The organism is Elioraea thermophila (ex Habib et al. 2022) (assembly GCF_003336755.1).
In the GTDB taxonomy this organism is placed as follows: domain Bacteria; phylum Pseudomonadota; class Alphaproteobacteria; order Acetobacterales; family Acetobacteraceae; genus Elioraea; species Elioraea thermophila.
The window spans coordinates 254,308-278,840 of record NZ_KZ851831.1 but is presented as its reverse complement, the minus strand read 5'-3'; the positions used below and the strand labels follow the sequence as shown (position 1 = coordinate 278,840).

21 protein-coding genes and 1 pseudogene are annotated in these 24,533 nt (G+C 71.2%); 7 read left to right on the top strand and 15 right to left on the bottom strand.

The window, feature by feature from the left end; translation table 11 throughout:
• Positions 1 to 3 precede the first annotated feature (3 nt).
• Positions 4 to 771, top strand: a complete 768-nt coding sequence (locus DWB05_RS01290) for an SDR family NAD(P)-dependent oxidoreductase (RefSeq protein ID WP_114374183.1) — start codon at positions 4 to 6, stop codon at positions 769 to 771.
• 6 nt (positions 772 to 777) lie between these two features.
• Here DWB05_RS01290 and DWB05_RS01285 read toward each other — a convergent pair whose 3' ends face one another.
• The 10 genes and pseudogenes from DWB05_RS01285 to DWB05_RS01240 form a co-directional block, all read right to left on the bottom strand.
• Positions 778 to 2,169: an FAD-dependent oxidoreductase gene (locus tag DWB05_RS01285; protein WP_114374181.1), complete on the bottom strand. Its 1,392-nt coding sequence runs from the start codon at positions 2,167 to 2,169 to the stop codon at positions 778 to 780.
• A complete protein-coding gene (locus tag DWB05_RS01280) occupies positions 2,166 to 2,774 on the bottom strand; it encodes a cysteine hydrolase family protein (RefSeq protein WP_114374179.1) in 609 nt (202 codons plus the stop codon). Before DWB05_RS01280 ends, DWB05_RS01285 begins: the two co-directional genes overlap by 4 nt.
• Positions 2,771 to 4,813, bottom strand: coding sequence for a hydantoinase/oxoprolinase family protein (locus DWB05_RS01275; RefSeq protein ID WP_114374177.1), 2,043 nt, complete (start codon positions 4,811 to 4,813; stop codon positions 2,771 to 2,773). Before DWB05_RS01275 ends, DWB05_RS01280 begins: the two co-directional genes overlap by 4 nt.
• The gene (locus DWB05_RS01270; RefSeq protein ID WP_114374175.1) at positions 4,810 to 6,546 is read right to left on the bottom strand and encodes a hydantoinase B/oxoprolinase family protein; all 1,737 of its coding nucleotides are present in this window, start codon (positions 6,544 to 6,546) and stop codon (positions 4,810 to 4,812) included. Before DWB05_RS01270 ends, DWB05_RS01275 begins: the two co-directional genes overlap by 4 nt.
• A gap of 3 nt (positions 6,547 to 6,549) precedes the next feature.
• Entirely contained in the window at positions 6,550 to 6,891 is a 342-nt protein-coding gene (locus DWB05_RS01265; RefSeq protein WP_198669018.1) for an ATP-binding cassette domain-containing protein, read from the bottom strand.
• Positions 6,884 to 7,552: an ABC transporter ATP-binding protein C-terminal domain-containing protein gene (locus DWB05_RS01260; protein WP_332871695.1), complete on the bottom strand. Its 669-nt coding sequence runs from the start codon at positions 7,550 to 7,552 to the stop codon at positions 6,884 to 6,886. Before DWB05_RS01260 ends, DWB05_RS01265 begins: the two co-directional genes overlap by 8 nt.
• A gap of 148 nt (positions 7,553 to 7,700) precedes the next feature.
• A pseudogene (locus DWB05_RS15275) lies at positions 7,701 to 7,814 on the bottom strand (branched-chain amino acid ABC transporter permease); the annotation flags it as partial.
• 101 nt (positions 7,815 to 7,915) lie between these two features.
• Entirely contained in the window at positions 7,916 to 8,788 is an 873-nt protein-coding gene (locus DWB05_RS01250; RefSeq protein WP_114374171.1) for a branched-chain amino acid ABC transporter permease, read from the bottom strand.
• 50 nt (positions 8,789 to 8,838) lie between these two features.
• Positions 8,839 to 9,816: an ABC transporter substrate-binding protein gene (locus DWB05_RS01245; RefSeq protein WP_269815548.1), complete on the bottom strand. Its 978-nt coding sequence runs from the start codon at positions 9,814 to 9,816 to the stop codon at positions 8,839 to 8,841.
• Positions 9,817 to 9,881: 65 nt separating this feature from the next.
• Positions 9,882 to 10,823: an ornithine cyclodeaminase family protein gene (locus DWB05_RS01240; protein ID WP_114374169.1), complete on the bottom strand. Its 942-nt coding sequence runs from the start codon at positions 10,821 to 10,823 to the stop codon at positions 9,882 to 9,884.
• Positions 10,824 to 10,879: 56 nt separating this feature from the next.
• Between DWB05_RS01240 and DWB05_RS01235 the strand changes: the two genes are divergently transcribed.
• Positions 10,880 to 12,046, top strand: coding sequence for an NAD(P)/FAD-dependent oxidoreductase (locus tag DWB05_RS01235; protein WP_114374167.1), 1,167 nt, complete (start codon positions 10,880 to 10,882; stop codon positions 12,044 to 12,046).
• Positions 12,047 to 12,055: 9 nt separating this feature from the next.
• On the opposite strand, the gene DWB05_RS01230 is transcribed toward DWB05_RS01235, so the two are convergent.
• The 3 genes from DWB05_RS01230 to DWB05_RS01220 are packed head-to-tail and all read right to left on the bottom strand — an operon-like array spanning position 12,056 to position 15,578.
• Positions 12,056 to 13,018 carry a D-2-hydroxyacid dehydrogenase gene (locus DWB05_RS01230; RefSeq protein ID WP_114374165.1) on the bottom strand — a complete coding sequence of 321 codons (963 nt, stop codon included), beginning with the start codon at positions 13,016 to 13,018 and terminating at the stop codon, positions 12,056 to 12,058.
• A gap of 33 nt (positions 13,019 to 13,051) precedes the next feature.
• The gene (locus tag DWB05_RS01225) at positions 13,052 to 15,100 is read right to left on the bottom strand and encodes an ATP-binding protein (RefSeq protein WP_114374163.1); all 2,049 of its coding nucleotides are present in this window, start codon (positions 15,098 to 15,100) and stop codon (positions 13,052 to 13,054) included.
• Positions 15,063 to 15,578 carry an adenine phosphoribosyltransferase gene (locus DWB05_RS01220; protein WP_114374160.1) on the bottom strand — a complete coding sequence of 172 codons (516 nt, stop codon included), beginning with the start codon at positions 15,576 to 15,578 and terminating at the stop codon, positions 15,063 to 15,065. The genes DWB05_RS01225 and DWB05_RS01220 overlap by 38 nt, the downstream gene beginning before the upstream one ends.
• Positions 15,579 to 15,697: 119 nt before the next feature.
• Between DWB05_RS01220 and DWB05_RS01215 the strand changes: the two genes are divergently transcribed.
• From DWB05_RS01215 to ugpC, 5 genes are all read left to right on the top strand, one after another.
• On the top strand, positions 15,698 to 15,940 hold the full coding sequence (locus DWB05_RS01215; RefSeq protein ID WP_157967024.1) for a DUF2842 domain-containing protein: 243 nt from the start codon (positions 15,698 to 15,700) through the stop codon (positions 15,938 to 15,940).
• An 81-nt stretch (positions 15,941 to 16,021) separates the two neighbouring features.
• The gene (gene ugpB, locus DWB05_RS01210; protein ID WP_114374156.1) at positions 16,022 to 17,347 is read left to right on the top strand and encodes a sn-glycerol-3-phosphate ABC transporter substrate-binding protein UgpB; all 1,326 of its coding nucleotides are present in this window, start codon (positions 16,022 to 16,024) and stop codon (positions 17,345 to 17,347) included.
• Between the two features lie 77 nt (positions 17,348 to 17,424).
• The gene (ugpA, locus tag DWB05_RS01205; RefSeq protein WP_114374154.1) at positions 17,425 to 18,306 is read left to right on the top strand and encodes a sn-glycerol-3-phosphate ABC transporter permease UgpA; all 882 of its coding nucleotides are present in this window, start codon (positions 17,425 to 17,427) and stop codon (positions 18,304 to 18,306) included.
• 10 nt (positions 18,307 to 18,316) lie between these two features.
• Positions 18,317 to 19,231 carry a sn-glycerol-3-phosphate ABC transporter permease UgpE gene (gene ugpE / locus DWB05_RS01200; protein ID WP_114374152.1) on the top strand — a complete coding sequence of 305 codons (915 nt, stop codon included), beginning with the start codon at positions 18,317 to 18,319 and terminating at the stop codon, positions 19,229 to 19,231.
• Positions 19,232 to 19,240: 9 nt separating this feature from the next.
• Complete coding sequence (gene ugpC, locus DWB05_RS01195; protein WP_114374149.1) at positions 19,241 to 20,356, top strand: sn-glycerol-3-phosphate ABC transporter ATP-binding protein UgpC; 1,116 nt, start codon at positions 19,241 to 19,243, stop codon at positions 20,354 to 20,356.
• A 136-nt stretch (positions 20,357 to 20,492) separates the two neighbouring features.
• Here ugpC and DWB05_RS01190 read toward each other — a convergent pair whose 3' ends face one another.
• Complete coding sequence (locus DWB05_RS01190; RefSeq protein WP_157967023.1) at positions 20,493 to 23,072, bottom strand: TIGR02302 family protein; 2,580 nt, start codon at positions 23,070 to 23,072, stop codon at positions 20,493 to 20,495.
• A 134-nt stretch (positions 23,073 to 23,206) separates the two neighbouring features.
• Complete coding sequence (lysA, locus tag DWB05_RS01185) at positions 23,207 to 24,529, bottom strand: diaminopimelate decarboxylase (protein ID WP_114374144.1); 1,323 nt, start codon at positions 24,527 to 24,529, stop codon at positions 23,207 to 23,209.
• Positions 24,530 to 24,533 lie beyond the last annotated feature (4 nt).

Here is a 24,533-nt window from a genome sequence, read left to right as displayed (position 1 = left end):
AGGATGATCGGCGCCGGCGCGCTCTCCGGCAAACGCGCCCTGGTCACCGGTGGTGCGTCGGGCATCGGCCTCGCCACCGTGGAACGCCTCGCCCGGTTCGGCGCCGCGGTCGCGCTCAACCACCTGCCGGACGATCCCGCCGGTCCGCGCGAGGTGGCGAGGCTCAGCGCGGAGGGGTTCGCGGTCCATGCCGCTTCCGGCGACGTGTCCGTGGCCGGTGCGGCGGAGGCGATGGTGACGGCAGCGATCGACGCGCTGGGTGGGCTCGACATCCTGATCAACAACGCCGGCACGCCGGCGACGCGCGCCCCGCTCGACGTGCGCGATCTCGATGCCATGGACGAAACGTTCTGGCACCGTATCCTGGATACCAACCTCGTCTCCGTCTGGCGCTGCACCCGGGCCGCCGCGGCCGCTCTGCGGGCGGCCCGCGGCGCGGTGGTCAACACCGCCTCGGTGGCGGGCCTCACCTTCTACGGCAGTTCCATGGCCTACGGCGCCTCCAAGGCGGGCGTGATCAACCTGACGATGAATCTCGCCCGTGCGCTGGCGCCGGAGGTGCGGGTGAACGCCGTCGCGCCCGGCAGCGTGGCCACGCCGTGGCAGGCGGAGTGGCCCGAGGAGCGGCGGCGTAAGGCGGCGGAGAAGGCGCTGCTGAAGCGGCACTGCACGGCGGAGGAGATCGCGGAGGCGATCGTCTTCCTCGCCACCACCGCCGCCCCCATCACCGGCCAGACGCTGGTGGTCGATGCCGGGCTGATGCTCGGGTGAAGAACCTCAACCGCGCGCGTGCGCGGCCGCCGCGCGGCCCGCCATGCGACCGAGCACGATGGCGGTGAGAAGCCCGTTGCCGGACAGGTAGCCCGCAGCATCGGGGCCGGAGACGCCGACCGCCGCACCACCGGCGGCGAACAGGTTGGGGAAGGCGCCGCCGCCGCGGCGCAGGACCCGCGCCTCAGGGTCGATGGCGAGCCCTCCTTGGGTGTGGAACAGCGCGCCGGTGACGCGGACCGCGCGGTAGGGCGAAGCGAGAGGGGGTGTCGTGCTCCAGTCGCGGCCGAAACGATCCCGTCCGCGGCAGGCGGCGAGCGTGGCAGACAGCCGCCCCGCCGGCAGGCGGAGCGTGTCCTCCAGCGCCTCCATCGTGTCGGCGCGCAGGATCGCGCCCGCCGCTTCGGCGGCACGGAAATCGGCGAAGGCGCGCGCCGCTTCGGCGATGCGGTCGTCGAACACGGTCCAGGCGAAGCCGCCGGGCTGGGCGAGGACGCGCGCGGCCTGCTCGGAGTAGCCTTCCGTCTCGTCGCTGAACCGTTCGCCTGCGGCATTGATCTGGATGCCGCCCAGCATGATCGTGGTCCAGGTGATCAGGATGCCGTGCGGGTGCGCCACGTTGCCGTGGCCCTGGTGGCCCGAGAGGTGGCGCAGCTCCGCCCCCAGCGCCTCGCCCCAAAGCACTGCTTCGCCGCGATTGCCGTCGTGGCCGAACCAGAGGGCGTCGGCGAGTGCGGGGATGTGGCGGCGCACGAGGTCGCGGTTACCGCCATAGCTGTTGCAGGCAAGCACCAAGGCGCGGCAGGCGATCCGCTCTTCCGCCCCGTTCGGCCGAACGAGGCCCACACCCGCGATGCCGAGGCCATCCTCGGCGAGGAACAGCGTGCGCGCCGCCGCTTTGGTGAGGATCGGCACGTCCGCCGCCTCCGCCGCCGCGCGCAGCCGATCGACAAGCTCGGCGCCCGAGCGGCTGGGCAGGCCGTGCATGCGGCGCACCGTGTGGCCGGGGTAAACGACATCCTCCGCGAAGCCGAAGGGCAGGCCATGGCGGTCGGCGAGCCAGTGCAGGGCCTCGGCCGCGCCCGCCGTCGCCACGGCGAGCACGGTCGGATCCGCCCGGCCCCTGGTCTTGCGCAGGATGTCGGCAGCGCACCGTTCCGGTTCGTCATCGACGCCCGCTTCCCGCTGCCAGCGCGTGCCGGCGGCGGGAACCAAGCCGGCGGATAGGGCGGTCGAACCTCGCGGCACCGCATCGCGCTCCACCACCACCGGCTCGGCCCCGGCCTCGCGGGCGGCAAGCGCGGCGACCAGCCCCGCTGCACCGGCGCCGATGATCACCACCTCGGCCTCGGCGCCAAACGACACCCCTGAGGCGGACCGGACGGAGACCTCGCTCACGGCAGGGCGGCGAGCGCCTCGGCAACCGTCGCGATCCGCGCGACCGGACGCAGCGCCTCGATCGCCACCGCGTGCGCGCTTGGGTCGAAGGCGGCGCAACCGTCTTCCAGCACGATGCAGGCGAACTCGCGCACCGCCGCGTCGCGGACGGTGGAGGCAACCCCGGCGCCGGTAACAATGCCCGCGACGAGAAGCCGCTCGATGCCGGCCTTGCGCAGCACGCACTCGAGGCGACTCATGTAGAAGGCGCTGTAGGCGACCTTCTCCACCGCAAGGTCGACCGGCGAGAGGTCATCCACCACCGCCTGGCCCCAGGAGCCCGGCGCGAAGTCGCCGCGGCCGAGAAACGGACGCAGCGCCTTGAGGTGCGGCGAGATGAAGGGCTCGCCGTCCTTGCCGGGGACGAGGGTGAAAAGCGTGGCCACCGTCCAGCCGCCGGCGGCGCGCAATCGTTGCGCGAGCGGCGCGAGCCGACCGGGCAGGGCGGCGATGGCAGGCGAAGAGAGGCCGGCACGCCCGTAGGCGCCCGCGGGGTGGAGGAAATCGTTCTGCAGGTCGCACAGCAGCAGCGCGGTGCGCGACGGATCAGGGATCAGGGCGCTCATCTCCGGGTCATGATCAGGTTGCCGAGCCGATCGACGCGCGCGACCAGGCCGGGGTCGACGACCACGGTCGCGTCCGCCTGCTCGAGGATGGCCGGACCGGCGATCTCCGCATCGACCGGAAGGGCGAGCCGGTCGTAGATCGGCGTGTCGTGCCAGGCGCCATCGAACCGCACGCGGCGGCTGCCGAGGCGGGCCGCGGCGAGGGTCGCACCGGCGGCTGGCGCGAGGACGGCAAGGTCGAAAGCGGGCCGACGGCCGATCGCCGCCATGCGCAGCGTGGCGAGCCGCACCGGGATGCCGGGCAGCAGGCGCGAGAAGCCCGACCGGTAGGCGGCCTCGAAGGCGGCGCGGACGGACGCCTCATCGAGCGGCGGTCCGTCAGGACGAAACGGCAGGGGAACGACCACCGCGTGCGTCTGGCCCTGGTAGTGCATGTCGGCCTCGGCGTGGAGAACGATCTCCGTCAGTGGCAGCCCAGCGGCAGCGACGACACCGCGCACCTCCTCCGCCATCGCGGCGAGCCGCGCCGTCAGCGCCGCACCGTCGAGCCGATCCAGAGCGAGGTTCACCGTCCGCACCGCATCGTGCCGGACGTCGGCGAGCAGACAGCCCAAGGCGGAGGTGACGCCCGGCAACCGCGGCACGATGGTGGCGGCAAGCCCGACCTCGCGCATCAGCGCGCCCGCGTGCATCGCGCCGCCGCCGCCGAAGGGCATGAAGGCGAAGCGCGCGGGGTCATGGCCGCGCTCGATGGAGAGAAGGCGTATCGCACCCGCCATCCTGGCGTTCGCCACGCGCACGATCGCCTCCGCCGCCTCCGCCGCCTCAAGGCCCAAGGGCGCACCGACATGGCGAGCGATCGCCTCGCGTGCCGCGTCAACGTCGAGCCGAGCGAGCGTCCCGCCGATCGGTCGTTCGGGGTTGATCCGCCCAAGCAGGAGATTGGCGTCGGTGAGCGTCGGGCGGTCGTTGCCCTGGCCATAGCAGACCGGGCCCGGCACCGACCCCGCGCTTTCGGGCCCTACCTGCAGCAAGCCCCCCGCGTCGACGCGCGCGATCGAGCCCCCTCCCGCGCCGATGGTGGTGATTTCCACCATCGGCGTGCGCACGATGAGGCCGAAATCGATCGCGCTCTGCGCTGCAAACGACGGTTCTCCCCCCGCAATCAACGCGACATCGAAGCTCGTGCCGCCGAGATCGCCTGTGATCAGGTCGGGAAAGCCGGCGGCGCGGCCGATGGCGGCGGCGGCGATCACGCCGGCAGCGGGGCCCGACAGCGCGGTCCGCACCGGAAGCCGGCGCGCGGTGGCCGTGCTCATCACGCCGCCATTCGATTGCACGATGTGGAAGCGGCCGGCGAAATCGGCGCGCGCCAGCGCTGCTTCCAGCCGGGCGAGATAGGCGCCGACCACGGGCTGCAGATAGGCATTGAGCGCAGCGGTGGAGGTGCGCTCGAACTCGCGGATCTCGGGCAGGATGTCGGAAGAGCAGCAGAGATGCTCGTTCGGCCAGATGCGCGCAAGCGCGGCAAGCGCGGCGCGCTCGTTCGCCGGATTGGCGTAGGCGTTGATGAAGGCGATGCACACCGCCTCCGCCCCCTTGGCAAGGAGGTATCTTCCCGCCGCCGTGACCTCGGCCGCGTCGACCGCGGTCGCGATGGTGCCGTCGGCGAGCGTGCGTTCGTCGACCTCGACCCTGAGGTCGCGATCGATGACGGGGACGAAATCACCGGCAAGCCCCCACGCGCGGGGACGGTCACGCCGGCGCATCTCCAGCACGTCGCGGAAGCCGCGCGTGGCGATCAGCCCGGTGCGCGCGCCCTTCCGTTCCAGGAGCGCATTGGTGCCGACGGTGGTGCCGTGCACGATGGCGGAACAGCCCACCACCCCGCCGATCGCCTCCAGCCCGGCGAGGAAGCCAGCCGCCTCGTCGCCGCGCCGGGAGGAGACCTTGGCGATGCGGAACGATCCCGACTCGGGATCGAGCGCGAAGAGGTCGGTGAACGTGCCACCGACATCCACCCCCACGAGCAGGCTCATGCCGCCCGCCCCCGGCGCAGCGCCGCGGTGGCTTCGGCATCCACCGACCCGTCTTCCAGGACCACGACACCATAGGCATCGCGCGCGGCCTTGGCACTGACGTAGCCCAGGCGCACGTCGCGTGCCACACGGGCAGGGTCGCGCGCGAACGGGTCGCCCCAGCCGCCGCCACCCGGCGTCTCCAGCCGAATCCGTTGCCCGCGCGCGAGGCTCAGCCCGAACGCCTTGGAGACCATGGGCGAGGAACGCCAGCCATCGTCCGTCTGCCAAGCGAAACGGTTCGGCGACGCCGCACCACCACCCGCGACACCGAAGGGCGGAAAGAGCCCCCGCTCGCCGAGCAGGAAGGCGTCGGCACCGCCTGCATCGTCGATCGCGATCTCGTAGATCGCTCCGAGCCCGCCGCGATGCATGCCCGGCCCCGCACTGTCGGGGCGCAGCGCCCATTGCGTGAAACGAATCGGATAGGAGGCCTCGAGAATCTCGAGCGGCGGCATGGTGGCGGTGCTGATCGGGTTGTTGCCGTGATTGAGACCATCCGACTGTGGCGTGCCGCCGAGGCCGCCGCCGAAGAAGCAGAACATCACCCAGCGCGACGCGTCGGCGCGGCGGCCGGAGATGGAGAGGGCGTTGATGGTGGCGAAGGGCCCGGCGATGGCGCGGTCGGGGGAGGCTTCGGCAAAGGCGCGGAAGATGACGTCGATCACCCGTAGGATCGTCTCGGTGTAGCCGGCGATGGGGCGCGGCGCCTCGGCGGCGAGGATCGAGCCGTCGGGAATGGTGATGGCGATCGGCGCGAGGCAACCGCCGTTCGCCGGCACTTCGGGGAAGAGGTGCTTGAGGGCGACGTAGCAGGCGGCGATGGCGGTCGCGCGGCTGATGTTCAGCGGCCCCGCACAGGCGGCGGCCGTGCCCGAGAAGTCGAGGCTTGCGCGCTCACCCGCGATAGTGAGGCGAAGCCGGATGGGCAGGGCTGCCTGGTCGATGCCGTCGTTGTCGAGGAAGTCCTCCGCCGCGTAGACGCCGTCCGGCAGGCGCGCGAGCGCATCGCGCATCATCGCCTCGGCGCGCGCGGTGAGTGCCGCGAGCGCGGCGACGGTCTCCTCGCCCGCCTCGTCGAGCAGGGCGCAAAGCCGCCGTTCGCCGAGATCGAGCGCGTTGAGCTGGCCGTTGAGGTCGCCCCAGTTGGCGTGCGGCGTGCGCGTGTTCGCCTGCAGGATGGCGAGCACGGTCTCGTCGAGCACGCCCTCGCGCGCCAGCACCACGGGCGGGATGCGCACGCCTTCCTGGTGCGCTTCCGTCGCGCGCGGGTTGTAGCCGCCCGGCACCGCGCCGCCGAAATCGAGCCAGTGCGCGACGGAGGCAAGCCAGCAGAACACGCGCCCCCGCCGGAACACGGGGCGGACGAGGCGCATGTCGTTCAGGTGCGTGCCGCCGAGATAGGGGTCGTTGAAGGCCCAGGTCTCGCCCGGCCGCGCCCCGCCGCGTGCGGCGGCGTGGTCGATCACCGCGCGCACGGCGAAGGCGGTTGCGCCGACGAAGATCGGCAGGCCCGACGAGCCCTGCACCAGGGTCTCTCCCGTTTCGGCGTGGTAGAGGCCGTGCGAGAGGTCGCGCGCCTCGGCGATGATCGGGTTGAAGGCGGAACGAGCAAGCGTGGCGTCCATCTCGTCCGCGATCTGTTCGAGCCTGCCCTTGAGCACGGCGAGCGTGACGGGATCGAGCGTGGTCATGTGTCAAAGGCCAAGATAGGCGGTGGCGAGAGCCGGGTCGGTGGCGAGCCGATCGGCCGGGCCTTGCATCACCACCGTGCCGTTCTCCAGCACGTGGATCAGGCCGCGGCGCACGATGTCGGGCGGGGCAAGGCGGTCGATGCGTTCGCCGAGGAAGCGGATCGTTCCGCTCGATGCGCGCACGAGCCCGGAGAGGGTGCGGTTGAGCGTCGTCTTGCCCACCCCGTTCGCGCCGAGCACGGCGACGATCTCGCCCTCCGCCACGCCGAGCGAGACGCCCCGCAGCACCGGCGCCCCGCCGTAGCCGGCGACGAGATTCTCGACCGCGAGCAGAGGCTCAGGCATGGCCGGAGGCGCCCGAAGCCAGCCGCTGCGCCGCACCTTGGCCGAGATAGGCCTCGATCACGCGCGGATCGCGCGCGATCTCGGCCGGTGTTCCGTGTGCGATCAGTCGCCCCTGCGCCAGCACGTGCACGCGCTCGCAGAGGCTCATCACCGCCTGCATCACGTGCTCGACCATCAGGATCGTCACCCCGTCGTCGCGGATGGCACGGATGACGGGCACGACGTCGCGGATTTCCGACGGGTTGAGGCCGGCCAGCACCTCGTCGAGCAGGAGAAGGCGGGGGGCCGTGGCCAGCGCACGCGCAAGCTCGAGCCGCTTGCGGCCAGCGACGGTGAGCGCGGCAGCGGGGAGTTGGAGCAGGCGATCGAGCCCGACCCGACGCGCGACGCGATCGGCTTCCGCCAGCGCATCGGCGCGATCCCGCCGGCGCAGATAGGCGCCGACCGCGATGTTCTCGCGCACGGCGACGAGCCAAGCGCCGAAACGGGCCCGCTCGATCGCGAGGACGAGAAGCAAGGCGGAGACGAGGAAGCCGAGCGCGACCCGGTAGAAGACGCGCCGATCGGCGAACTGGAAGTGCCAGGGGTCGATGCGCAGACGGATCAGAATCCCCGCTGCGCCGCCGGTGATCGGCAGCACATTGGCGACGATGCGCAACACCTCGGCGAAGGCGAGGGTGACCAGGGCGAAGTAGGAACCGCGCAGGCGTGCGCGGAACGCGAGCGCGCCGATGATGGCGCCGACGGGGCCCCACGGCGATGGCGAGCGGCAAGGCGACCCAGGCGTTCAGCCCCGCCCGCTCCGGCAGGATCGCCATCCCGTAGGCGCCGGTGCCGAAGAAGGCCGCGCGGCCGAAGCTGAACTGCCCGCCATAGCCGCCGAGCAGGTTCCAGCCCGTCGCCGCCACGGCGACGATCAGCATGAAGACGAGGAAGTTGCGAAGGACGTTGGACTCAGTGGCAAGCGGAAGTGCGGCAAGCCCCGCACCCACCGCGAGCACCGAACCGTAGGCCCGAGAGCGGCTCACGCCTTCGCTCCGAACAGGCCCGTCGGGCGGACGAGCAGGACCAGGATGAAGATCAGGAAGATGCCGATCTGGCCGAGGCTCTCGCCCATGAACAGACCCGAAAGACTTTCCACCACGCCGATGAAGAGCCCACCCAGCAGGGCGCCCGGGATCGAGCCCATGCCGCCCAGCACGACGATGGTGAAGGCGACGAGGACGAAGGCATTGCCCACGCGCGGATTGACCAGGTAGGTCGGCATCAGCAGCGAGGCCGCGACGGCGAGGCAGGCCGCGCCGAGGCCGAAGGTGACGGCATAGATGCGCGCGACGTCGATGCCGCAGAGCTGCGCGCCCACCTTCTCCTTCGCCACCGCGCGGATCGCCGCCCCGGTGCGCGAGCGCGCAAGAAAGAGCCACAGCACCAGGGCGACCGCGACCACCACAGCCACCGCAATCACATGCGGCAGCGAGAGGAAGAAGCCGCCGACCTCGATGACGGAGAAGGCGTAAGGCACGTCGATCGAACGCGTGTCGGAGCGGAACCAGGCGAGCAGCGCGTTCTCGATGATGATGGCGAGCCCCAGGGTGACGAGCAGGATGTTGCCGTCATCGCCGTGGCTCGCCGGGCCGATGACGAAGCGCTGCACCGCGTAGCCCAGGGCGAAGAAGCCGACGGTGAGGGGCAGCAGGGCGAGGTACGGGTCGACACCCCAGGCGGCGTGCAGCACGTAGACCGCGAACATCGCCGCGGTGAGGATCGCCCCATGCGCGAAGTTGATGATGTGCAGCACGCCGTAGACGAGGGTGAGGCCGAGCGCGATCAGCGCATAGATCGCCCCCGTCATCAGCCCGTTCAGCACGGCGGTGAGGAGGATCTCGGGCGCGTACATCGCAAGCGAGGGGAGCGGGCGTTTTCACCCGCTCCCCGGCGAAGGCCGCGTCAGACGGCGGGGAAGATCGGCGTCGCGTTGGCGAATTCGCGCGGGAAGATCACCTTGATGTCGCGATCCTGCACCTGGGTGTTCACGGGCCCCGCACCCTGGTTCTGGCCGTTGACGAAGCGTGTCGGCCCGTACGGCATGATGTGGTCCTCGAAGGTCGAGGCGGCGAGCGCCTCGATGATGCGGTTGCGGTCCGTGCTGCCGGCGCGTTCGATCGCATCCGCCACCAGACGGACGCAGGAGTAATTGAGCGGGATGTTGTAGAGCCAGAAGCGGCCCGTCGCTTCGGCCTTGGCGCGCACCTCGGCGGTCTTGGGCTTGCGCGGATCGGCCCAGTGGTTGCAGTCCATGATCAGGTTGGCGGCCTCGGGGAACTCGCGCACGAAGCGGAAGTTCGACGCCGCCCCGTTGAGCACGGCGTAGATCGCCTTCGGCCTGATTCTCTGCTGCTGCATGGTGCGGGCGAGCAGAACGAACTCGGAATAGTACGATGAGGGGATGAGGACGTCGGGGTTGAGGGCGCGGATGCGCAGCGCGACGTTCGACATGTCACGCGACGGCGTGGGGTGCGCAATCGTCTCCAGCACCTGGAAGCCGCGCTCGGGCAGCTGGGCGTTGAGCAGCCGTGCGAGGCCCGACCCGAACAGCCCGTCCTCGTGCACGATCACCACCGAGCGGGCGGGCCGCCCGGCCGCCTCGTTGATCGCGACGAGGTTGTCGAGCGCCGCCTTCGTCACGGTGCCGAAACCGGGACCGAAGCGGAACGTGTTGCGCAGGCCGCGCTGCACGATCTGATCCGACACGCCGACATCGACCACGTAGGGGATGTCGTAGCGCGCCGCCGCCTGGCTCGCGGCCAGCGCGATCGGCGAGGCGAAGCCGCCGACGATCGCCGCCACCCCTTCCGCCTGCATGCGCTCGACCTCGGCCACGCCGCCCTCCGGGTTCGAGCGCGCATCGCCGAACACCATCTGCAGCCGTGCGCCTGCCGAGGCGAGCGGTTCTGGTCATCGGTCCTGTCTCCCTCCGTGTTGGGGGTGAGCTACGCCCGGGCGGCATCGGCCGGAAGCCGCCTCAGAGCCAGTTCCGCCGCCACGAGATCGAGCGCGGCGAAACCCACCGACTTGAAGACGGTGATGTCCGCCGCGGTGCGCGCCGGCGGGGCGGCGGCAAGCCCGGCGAGGTCGGTCTCGATCGCCGCGGGTGCGATCAGCCCGGCGGCGATGGCCTGCACCACCTCGCCACCCTTGGCCAGCACGGCGTCGCGATCGTCGGCGAACAGCCGCGCGCGGGCGAGGAGGGCGGGTTCGGCCTCGCTCATGCCGGGGGTGAAGGCGCCGATCAGGCCGAGATGTATCCCCGGGCGGACGGCCGAGGCGCGGAGGAAGGGTTTGGTCGCCGTGGTGGCGGCGGCGACGAGGTCGGCCTGCGCCAGGGCCGCGTCGAGGTCGGCGACCGGTTCGGCGGCGAGCCCCTCGGCGGCGAGGGTGGTGGCGAGCGCGCGCGCCTTCGTCTCGTTCCGGCCCCAGATCAGGATGCGCGCCAGGGCGGGGATCAGGGCGGCGTGCGCGCGGGCGAGCTCAGGGGCGAGCGCGCCGGTGCCGCAGACGAGCAAGGATCGGGCGTCGGGGCGCGCGAGCAGCCGGGCGGCGAGGGCGGTGGCGGCGGCAGTGCGGCGGAGCGTCAGCACCGTACCGTCGAGAAGGGCAAGCAGTCGACCGTCCGCGTGGGCGAAGGCGGCGTAGGCGGCGGCGACCGCGGGCGCGCCGCGGGCGGCGTTGCCGGGATAGACGGTGACGAGCTTCACCCCGATGAGGCCCCCCTCGCGCCACGCCGGCATCAGCAGCAGCGCGTCGCCGCGCCCCGTGGGGTCGAGATGGGTGCGCGGCGGCGAGACGACCCCGCGCAGGCGGTGGCGAAGAGCGTCGGCGAGCAGCGGATAGGGGGTCAGGCGGGCGAGTTCGGCACCGTCGATCACGCGCATGGGCCGATCCTCGGCCCGGCCTTCCGCCCCGTCCAGCCCCGGGCCAGCATCGCCGCATGAGCGAACGGGTCGACATCGTGATCGTCGGCGGGGCGGCGGTGGGCGCCTCCACCGCCTGGCACCTCGCCTGCTGGTACGGAGCGGAGACGCGCATCGTCGTCATCGAGAAGGATCCGTCGTATGCCCGCGCCGCCACCGCCCTCTCCGCCTCCTCGATCCGCCGCCAGTTCTCGGCCGCGATCAACGTGCGCGTCTCGGGTTACGGCGTGGCGCTGCTGCGTGCCGCCCCGCGTCTCTTCGGCTTCGACCCCACCTTCCGCGAAGGCGGCTACCTTTTCCTCGCCACCGAGGCGGGTCGCGCCGCCCTCACCGCCAACCATGCGACGGCCCTCGCCGAGGGGGCTGACATCGCCTGGCTGGAGACGGCGGACCTCGCTGCGCGCTTCCCGTGGCTGAACACGGAAGGGATCGCTGCCGGAACGTTCGGCCGAAGCGGCGAAGGCTGGTTCGATGGCTTCGGCCTGGCGCAGGCGATGCGGGCGCGAAGCCGCGAGGCAGGTGTCGCGTGGCGGACGGGCGAGGTGGCGGCGATCGACACGGAAGGCGAGCGCGTGCGCGGCGTGGTGCTCGCCGACGGCGAGCGCATCGCCGCCGCCCGGGTGATCGTCTGCGCCGGCTGCGACACCCCCGCCCTGCTCGCCCCCTTCCTCGCGGTTCCCGTGCGGCGGCGCAAGCGGATGATCTTCTTCCTCCGCTGCCCCGACCCCCTGGCCGGCCTGCCGCTGCTGATCGACCCTTCGGGCGCCTATCTCCGCCCTGAAGGCGAGGGCTTCATCTGCGGCGCCTCGCCACCGCCCGACGAGGATCCCGACGTCGCGGCGGAGGATTTCGACCTGATCGACGGCTTCTTCGAGGAGCGGGTCTGGGCACCGATCGCGGCACGGGTTCCCGCCCTCGAGCGGATCAGGCTCGAACGCGCCTGGGCCGGCCATTACGATTTCAACACGTTCGACCACAACGCGCTCATCGGCCCCATTCCCGGTGTGTCGGGGCTGTTCGCCGCCTGCGGCTTCTCGGGCCACGGCCTGCAGCAGGCGCCCAGCACGGGGCGGGGGCTCGCCGAGCTCGCGCTGTGGGGGCGGTATGTCGCGATGGACCTCTCGCCCTTGGGCTTCGATCGGCTGGCGGACGGGCGGCGGGTGGAGGAGCGTGCCGTCGTCTGATCCGGCGCGTCAGACGATCTGGTTGATCAGCGTCTCGCCGCGGCGAAGGCGCGCGATGTTGTCGACCAGCAGGTCGATAACCCCGTCCTCGTAGCCGCGGAATTCGCCGGCGCAGTGGGGTGTGATCAGCACGTTCGGCATCGCCCACAGCGGATGCTCCGCCGGCAGCGGCTCCTCGGCGAAGACGTCGAGCGCGGCCCAAGCGAGCCGCCCCGAACGGAGCGCATCGAGAAGTGCCGTTTCGTCCACCACCCGGCCGCGCGCGAGGTTGACGAGGCCCGCACCCGGTTTGAGAGCCCGAAACGCCGCCTCGTCGACGAGCCCCGTCGTTTCGGACGTGAGCGCGCAGGTGAGCGCGACGATGTCCGCCCTGCCCCAGAGTGCGGGCAAGGCGGAGAAGCCGTGCAGCTCGTCCGCACCCGCCCCGCCCGCTCCCGGGTCGCGGCGCACCCCGATCACCCGCAGGCCGAAGGCGCGCGCGAGCGCACCCAGGCGCGAACCGATGCGCCCATAGCCGACGACGAGCAGGGTCCGGCCGGCGAGCGTGTCCTCGCGCAGGGCGGGGTCGGGGCTCATGCCGCGCCAGTGGCGACGGTCCTGGTTGCGGATCGCCTCGGGCAGGCGGCGGGCGATGGCGAGCAGCAGCGCCATGCCGTGCTGCGCGACGGCCTCCGCATTCGCTCCTTGCGCCGAGGCGAGACGGATGCCCCGCGCGGCGAGCGTTGCTTGATCGAACTGTTCCGTACCGGCGCTGATCGACTGGATGAGGACGAGGCGCGGGGCGCGGGCGGCGAGGTCGTTGCGCCAGAAGCCCGACACCACCAGTACGTCGAGCTCGGGCAGGAGCCGCTCGAGCTCCTCGCGCGTGCGCGCCTCGACGAAGCGCAGCCCCGTGCCGCGGGCGGCGAAGCGCTCGCCGAAGCGGTAAGCGGCATGGGCGAAGCCGATCAGCGGATCGTCGGGAAGCGACACGGGCGTGATCTCCGGGGCAAAAAGGGGAAAGGGTCAGCCGACGGTTTCCGGGGCGCGCAGCGCGGCGAGGCTCGCGCGGGCGAGGGCCGCGACCCGCTCGGCGAGACGAGCCGCTTCGGGGCCGCGCCCCGCCCGCGCCTCCTCCTCGAGCGCCGTCACCGCGCGGGCGAGCGCGGCCGCGCCGAAGGCGCCGGCGGAACTCTTCAGCGTGTGCGCGACGCGTGCGACCTCACCGAGATCCTTCCGCGCCATCGCTTCCGCGAGGCGCGCGAGCCGCGTCTCCGTCTCCTCGGCGAACAGGGCGAGGAGCTGCGGCAGTCGGCCCGGCTGGACCGACTCGCGAAGGTCGGCGAGCACGGCGCGGTCGAGCAGCGGCTCCTCGCGTCCCGCCTCGTCGCCGAACGACGGAGGCGGCGCAGACGGCGGCGGCGGCGATGGCTGGGGCGTGCGGCGTTCGGCGAGCACGGCCTCCACCGCGTCGAGCAGGGTGGTACGGTCGATCGGCTTGGGCAGGAAGCCGTTCATGCCGGCCTCCGCGCAAGCCCGGCGATCGGCCTCCGTGGTCGCACCGCTGACGGCGAGGATGGGCACCTGGCCGCGCGGCCCAGGCAGGGCGCGGATGCGGCGGCTCGCCGCCAGTCCGTCGAGCTCGGGCATCTGCACGTCCATCAGGATCAGCGCGTAGTCCGTCTCCGCGGCGCGACGGACGGCCTCGCGCCCGTCCGAGACCACGTCCACCGTCCACCCCGCACGGCGCAGCATGGCCGCGGCGACCAGCTGGTTGGTGCGGCTGTCCTCGGCGATCAGCACCCGCCCGCGTGCCGCCGGCGGTTTCGGCGGCGAGGGGTCGGGCAGCACGCGCTCCGGGGCGGAGCCCGCCCCCTCGGCGGCGGGCAGAGGCAGCACGAAGCGGAAGGTCGTGCCGCGACCGGGCTGCGATTCGAGCCCGATCTCGCCGCCCATCAGCGAGACCAGGCGGCGGCAGATGGTGAGCCCGAGCCCCGAGCCGCCGAAGCGACGCGTGATCGAGGGGTCGGCCTGGGCGAAGCGGGAGAAAAGGCGCTTCTGGACCGAGGGGGGGATGCCGATGCCGGTGTCGATGACCGCGAAGGCAAGCCCCGTCCCCTCCCCCTCCGGCACGCGGTCGATGGTGACGGTCACACCGCCGACGGCGGTGAACTTCACCGCGTTGTCGACCAGATTGGTCAACACCTGCTTCAGCCGCAGAGGATCGCCGATCACCGTGTCCGGCACGTCGGGCGCGATGCGGGCCTCGAGCTTCAGCCCCTTCTCGGCGGCCGCGGCGGCGGCGAGGTCGAGCACCGCGCGCACCACCTCGGCCAGCCGGAACGGCACGGACTCGATCGCGAGCTTGCCCGCTTCGATGCGGCTGATGTCGAGGATGTCGTTGATGATGGCGAGCAGATCCTTGCCGCATTGCCGCGCCGTTTCGGCATAGGCGCGCTGCTCGGCGTCGAGTTCGGTCTCGAGCAGCAGTGCCAAGGTGCCCATCACGCCGTTCATCGGCGTGCGGATCTCGTGGCTCATCGCGGCCAGGAAATCGGACTTGGTGCGATTGGCGCGCTCGGCCAGCCGGCGGGCTCGCTCGCGCCCCGCTTCGGCCTTCTTGCGCGCGGTGATGTCGTGCTGGATGCCGATGAAGGCCTTCAGCGCCCCGGCCGCATCGAAGACGGGGGCGACATGCAGTTCGTTCCAGAACCGGCTGCCGTCCTTGCGGTAATTCAGGAGCTCGACGGTGATGGGGGTGCGCCGCGCGATCGCCTCGCGCACCCGTGCCACCGCCGCCGCATCGGTGCGCGCGCCCTGCAGGAAGCGGCAGTTCCGCCCGAGCACCTCGTCCGGCAGATAGCCGGTCATGCGGGTGAAGGCGTCGTTGACGTACACGATGGGGCAGTCGGGCAGGGCGGGGTCGGCGATGGTCACACCCGTCGGCACGGCGGCGATCGCGGCCTCGAGGAGCCCCGCCACACCGAGCGCGTCGAAGGCCGGCGAGGCGATCGCGCGCGCGCCGGCGGAAGCGGCGTCAGGAGTCGTAGGCGACGAGGCAGTCGAACGGGACATCGAGCTTCTCGCGCCCGCGCAGGAAGGTGAGTTCGATCAGCGCGGCGGCGGCCGGCACGACGGCGCCGACCTGGCGGAGCAGTTCGATGCCGGCCCGCATCGTTCCGCCAGTGGCCAGAAGATCATCCACCACCACCACGCGCTGGCCGGGCTTCACCGCGTCGGCCTGCACCTCGATGCGGTCGGTGCCGTATTCGAGCGCGTAGTCGTAGCCGATGGTGGGGCCGGGGAGCTTGCCCTTCTTACGCAGCATGATGAAGCCGCAGCCGAGCTTCAGCGCGAGCGGGGCCGCGATCAGGAAGCCGCGGCTCTCCACCCCGGCAAGCAGGTCGGGCTGATGGCGGCGCACCAGGTTCGCCATCCGCCCCATCGCCACCTGCCAGGCGTCGGCGTGCCGAAGCAGGGTGGAGATGTCGTAGAACAGGATGCCCGGCTTGGGAAAATCCGGGATGGCGCGGATGTGCTCCTTGATGTCCATGCTGGGCCCTGCATCCGTGGCGGCGGATCGTCATCACGCCTTGGTGAGCAAGTCTAACGACAGGATCCGCCGCGCGGCAATGCGGCATCGGGCAGAGACGTTGCGGTGGGGAGAGTGAAGTGGGGCAGGAGGGATCGCAGAGCACGAGCAATCGGAAGGCGATCGCGCTCGCCGTGGCGTTGGTCGGCGCTGCGCTCTACGTCTGGCTGGTCGTCACGTTGGCGGACTGGGTGGTGGAGCTGCACTGGGCGGTGGAGCTGCTCTACTTCGCGCTGGTCGGCGTGGCCTGGGCTTGGCCGGCGGCGCGGCTGTTGCGCTGGGCCTTCGCGGCGCCGCCGGCGGGGAAGGCGACCGGCGGCTGACACGGAAGCTTCATCGTGCTGTCACCGCGGCGTAACATCCGGGGCCTAAAGGCGGAACGCCACCACAACGGGAGGTTCTCGATGCATCGCAGGTCGCTTCTGGCCGGCGCCGCGTTCGCTCTGGCGATCGGTGCCGCCCCCGCCGGCGCGCAGCAGCGCACGGAGGTGACGTTCTGGTACGGGCTCGGCGGCGCGCTCGGCGAGCGCGTGCAGGAGCAGGTGGATCGGTTCAACCGGAGCCAGGATCGCTATCGCGTCAACGCCACCTTCCGCGGCTCCTACGTCGAGGTGATGACGGGCGCGATCGCCGCCTGGCGGGCCGGCAACCCGCCGCACATCGCCCAGGTGTTCGAGGTCGGCACCGCGACCATGATGGCGGCCGGCCCCGCCATCAAGCCGGTGCACGAACTGTTCCGCGAGGCGGGGGTGGAGATCGACCCCAAGCGCTACCTCGCCGGCGTGCGCGGCTACTACAGCGACACCCAGGGCCGCCTGGTGTCGATGCCGCACAACTCCTCCTCGGCGCTGATGTGGGTGAACCTCGACGCGTTCGAGAAGGCGGGCATCCGCGACATTCCCCGCACCTGGCGCGAGGTGCGCGAGGTGGCGCAGAAGCTGAAAGCCGCCAACGCCACGCCGTGCGTGATGACCACCACCTGGCCGACCTGGGTGCTGTTCGAGCAACAGTCGGCCATCCATGACGTCGGCCTCGCCACCAAGGCGAACGGCTTCGAGGGCATGGATGCCGAGCTTCAGCTCACCCATCCGTTCTTCCTCAAGCACATCCAGTTCATCGCCGACCTGCAGCGCGAAGGGCTGTTCCGCTACGGCGGGCGCGACAATGCGGCGGGCAACCTGTTCCCCTCCGGCGAGTGCGCGATCAGCTTCGGCTCCTCCGCCGCGCGGGCGCAGATCGAGCGGGATGCCAAGTTCCGCTGGGCGTCCGTTCCGCTACCGTATCATGACGACTTCATCCAGAGCCCGCGCAACGGCGTCATCGGGGGCGCCTCGCTCTGGGTGCTGACCGCGCGCAACCGCACGCCGGCGGAATACGCCGCGGTCGCCGCCTTTTTCGAGTTCATCTCGCGCCCGGACGAGGACGCCTGGTGGCACCAAGTGACCGGCTACGTGCCGCTCACCACCGCCGCCTACGAGAAGTCGAAGGCGGAAGGCTTCTACGAGCGCAACCCGGGCGCGGATGCGGCCATCATCCAGCTCTCGCGCGCCGAGCCGACCCCGAACTCCCAGGGCTTCCGTCTGGGCGGCATGGTCGAGATCCGCAACATCATCCAGGAGGAGCTGGAGAAGGTGTTCCAGGGTCAGCAGACCGTGGCGCAGGCCCTGGAGGCCGCCAACCGCCGCGGCAACCAGGTGCTGCGCAACTTCGAGCGCGCCAACCGCTCGTGAGGCGCAGGACCCTCTGAAGACCGATCGGCCGGGCCGCTCCGCCACGGGGCGGCCCGATCCCGTTTCGAGCGACGGCGATGCGCAAGAAGGTGATCTTCCCCCAGCTCGGGCTGCCCTACCTCCTGCTTCTGCCGCAGCTCGCCATCACCGTCGTCTTCTTCTTCCTGCCGGCGGGACAGGCGATCTGGTTCAGCTTCCTCCGCCAGGACGCCTTCGGCATCCGCACCGAGTTCGTTTGGTTCGAGAACTTCGTCGAGCTGTTCCAGGATCCGCTCTATCTGGACTCGATGTGGGTCACCCTCGTCTTCTCGTTCTGGGTGACGTTGCTTTCGATGTCGGTCGCCCTCGGGCTTGCCGTGCTGGCCGATCGGCACATCCGGGGTGCGACCGCCTACAAGACGCTGCTGATCTGGCCCTACGCGATCGCGCCCGCCGTCGCCGCCGTGCTCTGGATCTTCATCTTCCACCCGCAGATCGGGCTCCTGGGCAAGTTCCTCAACGGCATCGGCATCAAGTGGGACTACAAGCTGAACGGAACGCAGGCGCTGATCACCGTCATCGTCGCCTCGGCCTGGAAGCAGGTGTCCTACAACTTCCTCTTCTTCCTGGCCGGGCTGCAGTCGATCCCCAGGAGCGTGCTGGAGGCGGCGGCGATCGATGGCGCTTCGCCCGCCCGGCGGTTCTGGACGGTGGTGTTTCCCCTCCTCTCTCCCACCACCTTTTTCCTCTTGGTGATCAACCTCACCTATGCCTTCTTCGACACCTTCGGCGTGATCGATGCGCTGACGAAAGGCGGTCCCGCCAAGGCGACGACCACCTTGATCTACCGCGCCTACATCGACGGGCGGGTGAATCTCGACCTCGGCTCGTCCTCGGCGCAGTCGGTCGTGCTGATGCTGGCGGTGATCGCGCTGACGGCGGTGCAGTTCCGCTTCATCGAGCGCAAGGTTCATTACTGAGGAGGGCGGCATGATGCACGGCCCCGTCTCGACCACCGCTGCGGAGGCGATCGCGCGGGCGGAGGCCGCAGCGACGCGGGCCGATGCCTCCCGCCGCCGCGCCGATTGGCTGACCCATGCGATCCTGATCCTCGGGGTTGCCCTGTTCGCGCTGCCGATCTGGATCGTGCTGATGGGCTCGACGCACGACGTCGCCACCATCAGCCGCGGCGAGGTGCCGCTCCTGCCTGGGCCCTATGCGGTGGAGAACTATACCGCCGCCTGGGCCGAAGGCTCGGCCCGCACCACACGCGTGCCGGTGAGCGCGATGATGCTCAACAGCTTCGTGATGGCGATGCTGATCGCGGTGGGCAAGATCGCGATCTCCATCCTCTCCGCCTATGCGGTGGTGTTCTTCTCCTTCCCCGGCCGCATGCTCGCCTTCTGGGCGATCTTCATCACGCTGATGCTGCCCGTCGAGGTGCGCATCTTCCCCACCTTCAAGGTCGTCTCCGACCTCGGCATGATCAACACCTACACCGGGCTGATCGTGCCGCTGATCGCCTCCGCCACCGCCACGCTCTTGTTCCGCCAGTTCTTCCTCACCATCCCGGACGAGCTCGTCGAGGCGGCGAAGATCGATGGTGCTGGGCCGATGCGCTTCTTCAAGGACGTGGTGGTGCCGCTCTCGACGACGAACATGGCCGCCCTGTTCGTCATCCTCTTCGTCTACGGCTGGAACCAGTATCTCTGGCCGCTCCTGATCACCACCACCGGCGACGTGGAGACGATCGTGATCGGCATCGTGCGCATGATCGGCTCCGAGGCGGACACGGACTGGCACCTCGTGATGGCGACCACGGTGCTGGCACTGCTCCCGCCCGTGGCGATCGTGATCCTGATGCAGCGCTGGTTCGTCAAGGGCCTGGTCGAGACCGAGAAGTAGGGGGCGCGCATGGCCACGCTCGAACTGCGGGGAATCCGCAAGTCCTTCGGCGCCGTGCAGGTGCTGCACGGCATCGACCTTCAGGTGGCGGAAGGCGAATTCATCGTCATCGTCGGCGCTTCGGGCTGCGGCAAGTCCACCTTGCTTCGCATCGTCGCCGGGCTCGAGACCGCAACCGAAGGCAGCGTGCTGATCGGCGGGGCGGACGTGACTCGGCTCGAGCCGAAGGATCGCGACATTGCGATGGTGTTCCAGAACTACGCGCTCTACCCGCACATGAGCGTGTTCGACAACATGGCCTACGGCTTGCGCATCCGCGGGCTGCCGCGCGCCGAGATCGAGGGGCGGGTGCGCCGCACCGCCGAGATGCTCGGGCTCGGCGACCTTCTTCGCCGCAAGCCGCGCGAGCTCTCGGGCGGGCAGCGGCAGCGCGTGGCGATGGGGCGGGCGATCGTTCGTGAGCCGAAACTCTTCCTGTTCGATGAACCGCTCTCCAACCTCGATGCCAAGCTCCGCGTGCAGATGCGGGCCGAGATCAAGCGGCTGCAGCGTCGCCTCGGTGTGACCAGCCTGTACGTGACGCACGATCAGGTGGAGGCGATGACGCTCGGCGATCGGCTCGTGGTGATGAACGAGGGCAGGGCCGAGCAGGTGGCGACCCCGATGGAGGTGTGGCGCGAGCCGGCGAACACCTATGTCGCCGGCTTCATCGGCGCCCCCGCGATGAACTTCCTGCACGGCAGGCTGTGCGAGGAAGGTCACGCCGTCGATCTGCGCGCAGGCCCCGCCATCGCACTCGCCGCACCTCCGGCAAGCGCCACGGAAGCCGAGGTGACGGTCGGCATCCGGCCCGAGCACGTGCGGGTCGTCGGCAACGGCGCGGCGGGCGCGATCCCGTTGAAGGTCGATCTCGTCGAGCCGCTGGGGGCGGAGAGCCTGATCCACGGCATCCTGCCCTCGGGCGAGGGGCTGACCGTGCGGGCAAGCGACTGCTCACCGCTCGCCGGCACGACACTGCCGATCGTCCTTCCGGCCGAACACCTTCACCTGTTCGGCGGCGACGGTCGCCGGCTGCGTCTCGCGCACGCTCGCGGCGCCGCCGCCCCGGTCCGCGTCGGCGCCTGACTGGACGGGCGTCGTCCGCACACGGCTCGAACACGGCGATCTCTTGCCGCCGACAGACGCCCACGCGACGGATCATTCCGGGCCCGCTTCCTTTCTTACCCGGAACGTTACGGGATAGTGCTTCGTGCGCGGCCGCTCAGAAACGCCGCAACAGGCGATCGATGTAGTCGAGCTCCGGCTTCGGCCGGTCGCGCTCGCCGGCGCGGCGACGCAGTTCCTCCTGGATGTCGCGCGTGCGCTTGAGTTCCATCTCCTCCGGCACCCGCACGTCGGACCCATCGTTCTGGCCGCCGACCTGATCGCGCCGCGGCCGGCCGAGCGGATCCCGCCCCTGGCCGAGCTGGCGGTCCTGACCGGACTGGTCCTGCCCCATTTCGGTGTTCTCGCCGCCCGGCTCGCCTTCGCCGTCGTCGGGCTCCATCAGCCCCATCCGGCCGGCCATCTGGTTCTGCATCTCCTGCCCGCCCTGCTGCAGGGCCTCGAGCGCGCGCTGCTGGGCGGCTTGGGCGGCGGCGTTGTCGCCGCGCCGCAGCGCTTCGACCGCCTCGCGCATCGCCTGATCGGCCCGGCCGAGCGGTTCCGGCACTTCGCCGGTGAAGTCGCCGAACTGCTCCATCAGCTCGCCGAGTGCGCGGCGCAGCGCCTGCTGCTGGCGCGCGTCGCGCTCGGTGTCGGCCTGCGCCTGGCCGCCCTGCCGACCGGGCTGCTGAGCCTGCCGCCCTTGCTGGCCTTGCTGCTGGCCCGGCCGCGTCTGCGGTTGCTGCTGGCGGCTCTGCTGCCCTTGCCCGCGCTGCTGATGTGTGCGGGCGGCCCGCTCCTGTTCGGCGCGTTCGTGGCTGCGGTCCATCAGCTGACCCTGGCGCTGCAGCATGTCGTTCATCGCGCCCATCATCTGTTGGCCGCGCTCGCGCTGCTCGCGCCGCTCCGGGTTCTCCATCCGCCCGAGGCGCCCGCGCTGCAGCTGGTCGATGGCGCGCTCGAGCTCGGCGAGCTGCTGGCGCATGCGTTCCAGGTCGCCGCGCCGCGCGGCATCCTGCAGGCGATCGGCCATGCGCTGCATGTCGCGCAGGTCCATCGCCCGCGCGTTGCGGTCGAAGGGAAGCGTCTCGACGCCGTCGCGCCGCATCGCCTCCATCAGCGCCTGCAGGTAGCGCTCCATCGCCTCGCGCAGCTGTTCGGCCAAGCGCTCCAGCTCGCGCTGATCGACCGGTTCGCCGCGCTCCGCCCGCTCGATCGCCTCGCGCAACTCCCGCCGCAGCTCGACCAAGTGGCGCCACGTGCGATCCCGCCCCCCTTCCTCGAGATGGAGGGCGAGCGACCACAGGAGCTCCTGCACCTCCTCGATCGCCTCGTCGCGACGGTCGAAGCGAAGCCGGGCCCGCGCGCTGCGAAGCCCTAGGAAGACCGTGAGGTCCTCATCGAAGGCTTCCGGGGCGGCGGAAAGCCGGTCGAGCTCGCGGATGACCGGCGTGCGTTCGGCGGGGGCGACGCTGAGGCGCTTGCGCAGCGCGATCAATTCGCGCGCGATCGGGTGCTCGAAGCGGCGCTCGGGAAGCTCGACCGTTGCGGTCTCCGATCGACCGACCTGCCCCGCGCCATCCTTCGCCTCGAGCTGGATGGTCACCGGAAGCCCCGCCCAAGGGTGGGCGGACAGGTCGGGCTGGCCGAGCCCGCGCACGCTGCGCGCCGAGGCTGCCGGCAGGGGCAGGGGCACGACGAGGGGCGGGGCATCGGGCCGGGCGAGCAACGTCAGCTGCGCCTCGACCGCAACGACGCCGTAGTCGTCGCGCGCCTCGTACTCGATGCGGAGCTGCGGACCGCTAGGGACGGGAGCGGGGCGACTGGCGAAGGTGATGCTCGGCGGCAGATCGGAGAGGAGCCGCACATCCCATGCGGCAAGGGCACGACCATCGCGCAGGATGGCGAGCCGCCCCGGCTCGGTCAGCGTAGCGGAGACACTGAACGAGCGGGCGTCGAGCGCCTTGAACGGCGCCGTCTCACCCGGCAGGGCAAGGGCGGGTGCGCCGCCGCTTCCGCCCGAGAGATGGCCGACGAGCGTGCTGCCCGCCGGCACCGTCAGTTCGCCGCTTGCATCCGCCGTCTCGTGCCGAACGAACAGCGGGGCAAGCCCGGTGTAGGCGGGGGGCGTGATCCAGAGTTCGATCTTCAGCGGCAGCGGCGGAGGCGGCGGGGAGCCGAAGGCGGGATTGATCGCAGCACGCAGGCGGTCGCTTGCCTCGGGTCCGGCGATCACCACCGCCGCGACCAGGGAGAGCCCCAAAGCGGCGCGGAGGGCGATCGGGTCGCGCTTCGGCAGTCCGGGATGCGGCATTCCGACCTTGACCTTGGCGAGCGCACTCGCCGCGCGCTTCTGGTGCGCCGCCCACAGCGCCTCGGCTGCGGGGTCGCCGGCTCCCGAAGCGGGACGATCCGTCAGGCTGGTCAGCGGGCGATGCGCGAGACCCGAGGCGCGCTCGAGGCGGCGTTCACCTTCCGAGACGGCCGGCAGCCTGACCCGCGAGATCGCCCAGGCGACCGCCACGCAGCCGGCACAGGCGAAGAGGGCGAGCACGACGAAGTGCAACCACCCGGGAAGGAGGGGCAGCAGCCCCGACAGGGCGACGATCAGGAACAGGGCGGCGACCCCCAGCACCGGCGCGACGGCCGGCCAGAACCGCTCCCAGAAGATCGCCGCTCGGGCCAGGGACCGTTTCAACCGAAGCCGCCGCGAAGGGCGAGACACCTCAGGCGAAACGGGGCGGTCGGCGGGCGTACGGCTCATGCAACCATGATGACGCGGAAAGAAGCCGGCTTGCCATCACAACCTGCACAGAGGACCGCCCGAGGCGATCAGTCCACGTCGTGAGCGAGCAGCTCGTCGATGGTCTGGCGGCGGCGAACGAGGCGGGCCGTGCCGCCTTCGATCAGCACGGCCGCGGCGCGCGGGCGCAGGTTGTAGGTCGAGCTCATCACCGACCCGTAGGCGCCGGCGTCCAGGATGGCGACCAGATCGCCGAGGGCGAAATCGGGCAGCGGCCGCTGCCGCGCGAAGGTGTCGCCAGTCTCGCAGACCGGGCCGACCACGTCGGCAGGGGCGACCGGCGCATGCAGCCGGCCCGCGGCGACGGGAACGATGCCGTGCCACGCCTCGTACAGCGCCGGCCGCAGCAGATCGTTCATGCCGGCATCGAGCACGACGAAGCGCCGAGCCGCGCCTTGTTTCTGCAGCACGACGCGCGACAGCAGAAGCCCCGCGGGCCCGACCAGCCAGCGCCCCGGCTCCAGGATGAGAGGGAGACGGAACGCCCCGAAGGCTTGCTGAAGCGCGGCGGCGAAGGCGGCCGGCAGCGGGGCTGGTTCCGTGCCGTAAGGGATGCCGAGCCCGCCGCCGACATCGATCCGCTCCACCGGCAAGCCGTGGGCGAGCAGCGTGCGGACGAGGTCGGCGACCCTGCCATAGGCGCGGCGGTAGGGCTCGAGCGTGAGGATCTGGCTGCCGATGTGCACGGCGAGCCCGACCGGGCGGAGCGACGGCGTGCCGGCCGCCTGCTCATACAGGGGCACGATGCGGTCGAACGGGATGCCGAACTTGTTGTCCGCCTTGCCGGTGGTGATCTTGGCGTGGGTGCCGGCATCGACATCCGGGTTGACCCGCAGCGCAACGGGGGCACGAAGCCCCAGTCGGGCGGCGATAGCGGCAACCCGAGCGAGCTCTTCCGCGCTTTCGACGTTGATCTGACCGATGCCGCCCGCGAGCGCCGTCGCGATCTCCGCGTCCGTCTTGCCCACCCCGGAAAAGACGATGGCCTCGGGGGCGAAGCCTGACCGCCGCGCCGCCTCATATTCACCGACCGAGACGACGTCAGCCCCGGCACCGAGGGCGGCGAGTCGGCGGAGCAGGGCAAGCGTGTCGTTCGCCTTCAGCGCGAAGTGAATGCGTGCAGGAAGTTTGGCCGCACCGAGGGCGGTGGCGAGCGCCCGGTAGCGGGCGGTGAGAACAGAGTCGGCGTAGACCCAGAGCGGCGTGCCGTGCTCGCGCGCGAGCGAGGCGAGAGGCACGCCATCCAGCATCAGCCCGACATCGGGCGCCGCAGACAGCCAGGGCCGGGCGGCAAGGAGCTCGGCGAAGCTCGGCTCGCTGGCGCGCGCCTGGGATGGGAGAGCGGCGTCCATGACA